A 5,858-nucleotide genomic window follows, 5' to 3' on the forward strand; every position below is an offset into this window, starting at 1 on the left:
TAAGCATATCTTCGAAGAATATGACCAACACAATACATTAGAAAGGTCAGTGCCTTCTCTTCTTGCAGCTCTTGGATTAGCTCATGATTTAGGTAATCCACCATTCGGCCACCAAGGTGAAAGTGCTATCCAAGCATGGTTCAAAAAGAAGCAAGAGACTGTATTTGGTAAAGAGCTTGACAGCATATACTATCAAGATTTCCTCAACTTTGATGGGAATTCACAGACGATTCGCCTTCTAACTCGATTACAGATCCTAAATGATAAGTTCGGTATTGACCTAACATATGCAACACTTGCAGGGTTAATTAAGTATCCACAATCATCTGCTCTTGTTACAAGTACCAAACAACAAGCTAAAGAGTGGGAGGAAAAGAACCCGACAGTGGACAAATCGGAAAATCCACACAAGGTTAAGTGGAAGAAACACGGCTTTTTCAAATCAGAAGAAGACATTATCAAAGACGTATGGAAGGAAACCGGCCTCCAAGAAGGTGTCCGACACCCACTAACTTACGTTATGGAAGCGTGTGATGATATTGCGTATTCAATCCTAGATGCTGAAGATATTGTCAAGAAGGGACTAGCTTCATTCTATGACCTTATGAATCACCTTAAAATTTATGCTTCTTCCGAAGATGATGCCAAGGCTGATCCAGAAATCCTAAATGTTGTTGAACAAGTTGAAACAAAGAACAATCAGTATGTAAAAGCAAAACTCTCACCTTCAGAGCTCAGCGAAATCAGCATGCAGATGTTTCGTGTCTATACTATGAGAGCTCTTGTGAGCGGTGCTGTTAACGCTTTTGCTACCAACAAAAACATGATTATGGATGCAGACAAGCAGCCGAAGGATCTAATGAGCCTAAGCTCTGGTCATCATTTATGCGAGGCACTAAGAAGTTTTGACAAAAAATGGGGTTACCAAAATAAATCAGTACTAAAATTGGAGCTAGAAGGGTTCAACTACATTCATGAACTTATGGACATGCTCTGGTTAGGTATTCATGGTAAGCTTAACGACCAGAGCGATAAACACTCATCAGAAACACCTTTCGGTAAGTACGCTTATGAGAAGATTTCAGAAAATTACCGACGAGTATTTGAAGACGAAGAAAACACACTGCCAGTCGCTTACAAAGAAGCTCAACTTCTCACGGATGCTATTTCGGGTATGACTGACAGTTACTTGATTGCACTACATTCTGAGCTAAAACTACTGTATCGAGATGAGCATACCTCCACATAAAACAGCGTTAAAGAAACGTGTTAATCGCTTCTTCGTTGGCTCAGCCAAAACGAAGAAAAGCGATAAGATTCAAAATGCTAGGAACCGATATGAGGTAAGCGAGTTTTTACCTTACTTATCGGAACAGCAAAAAGAACACGACATTTATGTATTTGGTGGACTAGTCAGAGACATAGCCTTATTTGGTTTAGGCAGCTTCAAGTCAGACGTTGACCTTGTATTCGATGGGCATAAAGAAGAGCTCGAAAGAGCTCTTCGTCGCGCTACATCTGCTCAACCTAACCTTACTCTCATTCAAAATAAATTTGGTGGTTTTCGAGTAAAAGGACGGTCTTGGGATATCGATATATGGTGTATTGAAGACACATGGGCATTCAAAGAAAATTTTGTACACTACACAGATCACAAAAGCTTATTAGAAACCACGCTTTTATCGTGGGATTCCGCCTTATACCAAATTAATAAAAAACAGCTCATCTGCCCCCCGTCTTATTTAGAGGACTTAGCACAAGGCCGTTTAGATATAGTTTTAGAACATACTCCTAACGAGCTTGGGTCAATGGTGCGTATATGTAGAGCTATTTACGGAAAAAATGCTTCATACTTAGGTTTTAAAGCTGTCAAACTTATTGAACAGTACTTCACCAAATACTCAATTAAAGATATATTAAATTATGAAACACAGTCTTACCTAACCCCGCATCTAAATACTGATAGATGTAAAAAATTAGCTTCATTGATCCAATCTTACAACGGTGAAGGTGACTTAGATTTACAAAGAGAGAAACAACTGAAACTTCAGTTCAAGTAGGCTTTTTGCCTAAATCGATAGACTAAATCAAGAAGATACGATCTTCCACACTCACTAATCATCGTAGCCTCATGCCTAAATCTCGTTATAAAACAACCAACAGGGAGTAGTACAACGAAGCCCTCATTAACCGTGGTTCTCTGACCTTCTGGATTGATGAAAAAGCGATAAGCGAGTGGAAGCTAAGCAAGCAGAACAAGTGCGGTCGGCCTCACCGATTCAGCGACTTAGCCATTACTTCTGCACTGGTGGTGAAACGAGTCTTCTTTCTGCCACTTAGAGCGCAGCAAGGGTTTATAGATTCAGTGTTTAAACTGGCTAACATCCCGCTAATCTGTCCGCACTACGCCTTTATCAGCCGTCGGACTAAGCAAGTTGAGGTCTCACTTAAGGCAAAAACCAGTGGTGCAATACAGCATCTAGCCATTGATGCCACTGACCTCAAGGTTTATGGCGAGGTGAATGGAAGGTCAAAAAGCATGGTACTGATGGGAAGCGTAGATTCTGGCGAAAACTGAATATCGCAGTAGACACCAGCACCCACGAAATCGTCGCGGCAGAACTGAGTTTATCTACTATCACCAGTGCAGAAGTGTAGTGATGTGATGGACGCCCCTCCAACGGCGTCAATGCGCCAGAATTAAGTTGTTACCGCTTAATTCAATGAAAAGGAGCGTCCATCACATCACTACAAAGTGCTTCTCAACTTACTCATGCAGACACGCCGAAAAATCATTGAGATAGCTGGAGATGGAGCTTACGACACGAGAGACTGTTACGATGCCATACGGATCAAGCGGGCTGTTCCGCTCATCCCTCCAAGGGAAGGTGCAGCCTTCTGGGAAAACGTTCGCTCTCCGAGACCACGATGTATAGAGTGAAGCAGTTGCTGGGTGGGAGATTAAGCCTGAGAAATTACGATGCTCAGGTTGGTGAAACTTACACTATGATCAAAGCGCTGAACAAGCTTACAGGGCTTGGTATGCCAGAAACTCAGTACATTGTTTAAGAATTATGCTCCCTTATGCGGCTTTGTCTCCAATCTGAATTAAGCAACAAAGCCGTTCAAGTAACTCATCTAGAGGTCATAATAAACAGACTCTGTGACGAAAATTAGTATTTGTTTCGTAGCGACAAGTAAGCGAAAACTGTGTTTATCCCAATTTAAAATGTCCTGCTTTTAAACCAGATTAAAGTGTCTCTTTCCAAGTTCGTTCAGCCTGCATAGAGCATCAGCATGGTGAGCCAATGAAATTTGCTCCCCCTTTTCATGATAGGCAGGGGAAGAGAGTAAACAGCTCAACTCCTTATCCAGCCAACGATCGCGTTCTTATCGGGACGCTGAACCGTTTTTTGCTCGATTCTGATATCTTTAAACGGATTTATCGAGGTGTGGTTCATCAGTCGGTACAATTTGAAAAACTATTAGCAAGCCGCCAAGTACTCTTTGTTTGTCTTGATGCTCCGACCTTGTTTGAGCAATAAATCACGATAGACAAGGGCTTCGGCACTGGTGATCTAAGCGACCACTCCTTTACTGGTTAAGTCAATAAAATGGCTGACACGTTGATCCAGTTGTCGAATAGTCAATGGGCGAACAGACGACAAATGGAGCCTGGGGTACGGATAATGGTGGGCTGCGAGGAGGCATACTTCGCACAGGTATAGCGTCAGCATCACTCTGCTTGGTAAAACCAAGTCGAACATCGTTAACAAGTTCATCGACCGCCAGCCTGAAATCCTGAGGCTGAGTGTATGAGGTAATAGACTCAATCAGTTGTTTTAGCCCAACCGCAACCTTAAGGTTACGTTCAACAGCCTGGCTACGACATTTAGTCAGCAAGGAAATTTTGATATCGAAAGGGAAGCCACGATCACGCAGTGATTTAAGCAAACAGATACGGGTGTAAAAGGTACATTGTCTCAGTCATCCTATTTTGATTGAGCCATAGTACCTAGATACAAAAAAGCCGTTGATAATCAACGGCTTTTTTGTTTTGTATATGGCGGAGAGATAGGGATTTGAACCCTAGATACGCTACAAACGTATGCCGGTTTTCAAGACCGGTGCTTTCAACCACTCAGCCATCTCTCCGTAAGTGCGGCGAATAATACAGAGGACATTTAAGCTTGTAAAGCACCATTGAGGCCTTCATCTATCAAGTGGCGAAGTTTGCAGCAGAGTAGCAACCTACGGGCGGTTTACTCATCATCCCGCATCACAAATACCTTCTTTTTTCGCTTTGGGTAATCGTAATAGATAGCCTCGGCCTGTTCACTGACTACAGCCTGCCAACAGTCAACCTCAAATGCAAACACCGCTACGCCGCAGGTTGGAATATTATCGATGTGCAAGCCCAGCATGTTAACCAAATCATTGATCGCCGGGTTATGGCATACCACCATCAGGCGATCGACCTGTGTCGAGCTGTCTTTGATAACATCTAGCAAATCGAAGGCCGACTCGGTATAGAGTTCAGAACGCGTTTCCAGTTTAGGCTCGCTGGAAAGCCCCTTGGAGAAGAAATACGCGGTCTGAGCGGCTCTTAATGCCGAACTGGAAAGAATAAGCTGAGGGCCAGTTTGCCAGGCATTAAGGCGATGTACCATCTCCGGCGCACTCTTCAACCCTCGATCGTTCAGTGGGCGCTCATGATCATCGAGTGTCGGATCGTCCCAGGAAGACTTTGCATGGCGAACTAGAAATAGTAGCTTCATTCTCAATGTACCCTCCAGCGTAGCGCATACGTCGATACTCATTCCGTTTGGTATAAGTATATAGATCCCTTTTTAAAACGTGGTAAAGGGAAAGAGACAAACCCGAAGAAATAGGTATGAGAGGAAGGTCGGCCTTGGTCTCCAAGGCCGGAATAGCTTACATGGCGGCTTTGACTGCACGTGCCAGTTTGCTGGCCGTCTTTTCAGGGTTAGGATCCTTGGCATTGAAGAAATTGGTTACCACATCGAATATGGCAGCCTGAACGTAACTTGTTGTTGCGAGGCCTTGCGAGACACTCGGCACCAGCCCGCCATTCGTAGATGTCGACTTAAACGTTGCCATCGAATCCAGTGCGCACTTATCGAAACGGCTCATATCCATATCCAGTCGAACCGGAATCGAGCCTTTGTTCAGATTGAAAATTTCCTGAAAATCTTTATCGAGTATGGTTCGTGCCAAGTCCTTCTGTGCCTTGCGATCTTCTTCCTCGCTGAGTTTAAAGAACGCAAAGCTGTCTATGTTGTAGGTGAACTGACCCTGGGTACCCGGCGCAGAAACACAGAGATAATCTTTGCCCGGCGTTTTATCGGCAGCTGCAAATTCACCTTTGGCCCAGTCTCCCATAATCTGCATGGCAGCCTCGCCGTTGATCACCATCGAGGTGGCCGAATTCCAGCTCCTTCCCCGGTATTTAGGATCAATGTAATCACGCATTTTTCTGAACTGGGTGAAAACCTCTGTCATCCCTTCGCCTGACAATACATCCATGTCCAAATCAACAAAGGCTTTTTGGTAATCCTCTGCACCGAGTACGGCAAGAGCTACCGCTTCAAACAATGTAATGTCCTGCCATGGCTGACCACCGTGTGCCAGAGGGATGAAGCCCGCCGCTTTCACCTTATCAGCCACTTTGAAAAACTCATTCAGGGTTGTCGGTACCGATGCACCGGATTTTTTCAGTACATCAGGGTTTACCCACAGCCAGTTGACGCGATGCACGTTCACCGGAACGGCCACATAGTCGCCGTCGTATTTCATCACTTTGGTCACCACTTCCGGCAACACGCTATCCCAGTTTT

Annotated in this window: 6 protein-coding genes, 1 tRNA gene and 2 pseudogenes; 5 read left to right on the forward strand and 4 right to left on the reverse strand. The window is 44.3% G+C overall.

Features of this window, described 5'->3' with window-relative positions; all coding sequences use genetic code 11:
- The 5 genes and pseudogenes from dgt to MHN01_RS14035 form a co-directional block, all read left to right on the forward strand.
- Positions 1-1,249 (forward strand): dGTP triphosphohydrolase (gene dgt / locus MHN01_RS14020; RefSeq protein ID WP_239411912.1); only part of this gene is annotated, 1,249 nt, incomplete at its 5' end.
- A complete protein-coding gene (locus tag MHN01_RS14025) occupies positions 1,230-2,060 on the forward strand; it encodes a hypothetical protein (protein ID WP_239411913.1) in 831 nt (276 codons plus the stop codon). The genes dgt and MHN01_RS14025, both read left to right, overlap by 20 nt.
- A 125-nt stretch (positions 2,061-2,185) precedes the next feature.
- Positions 2,186-2,652: pseudogene (locus MHN01_RS24680) on the forward strand (IS5 family transposase); the annotation flags it as partial.
- 103 nt (positions 2,653-2,755) lie between these two features.
- A pseudogene (locus tag MHN01_RS24685) lies at positions 2,756-3,069 on the forward strand (IS5/IS1182 family transposase); the annotation flags it as partial.
- A gap of 239 nt (positions 3,070-3,308) precedes the next feature.
- The gene (locus MHN01_RS14035; RefSeq protein WP_239411914.1) at positions 3,309-3,545 is read left to right on the forward strand and encodes a hypothetical protein; all 237 of its coding nucleotides are present in this window, start codon (positions 3,309-3,311) and stop codon (positions 3,543-3,545) included.
- Positions 3,546-3,606: 61 nt separating this feature from the next.
- Here the strand turns inward: MHN01_RS14035 and MHN01_RS14040 are convergent, their stop codons facing one another.
- From MHN01_RS14040 to MHN01_RS14055, 4 genes are all read right to left on the reverse strand, one after another.
- Complete coding sequence (locus MHN01_RS14040; RefSeq protein WP_239411915.1) at positions 3,607-3,954, reverse strand: hypothetical protein; 348 nt, start codon at positions 3,952-3,954, stop codon at positions 3,607-3,609.
- A gap of 110 nt (positions 3,955-4,064) precedes the next feature.
- Positions 4,065-4,155, reverse strand: a tRNA-Ser gene (locus MHN01_RS14045).
- 107 nt (positions 4,156-4,262) lie between these two features.
- A complete protein-coding gene (locus tag MHN01_RS14050) occupies positions 4,263-4,778 on the reverse strand; it encodes a histidine phosphatase family protein (protein WP_239411916.1) in 516 nt (171 codons plus the stop codon).
- Positions 4,779-4,935: 157 nt separating this feature from the next.
- The coding region (locus MHN01_RS14055) for an ABC transporter substrate-binding protein (protein ID WP_239411917.1) at positions 4,936-5,858 on the reverse strand (923 nt) is incomplete at its 5' end.

This window comes from Photobacterium sp. OFAV2-7 (assembly GCF_022347985.1).
In the GTDB taxonomy this organism is placed as follows: Bacteria; Pseudomonadota; Gammaproteobacteria; order Enterobacterales; family Vibrionaceae; genus Photobacterium.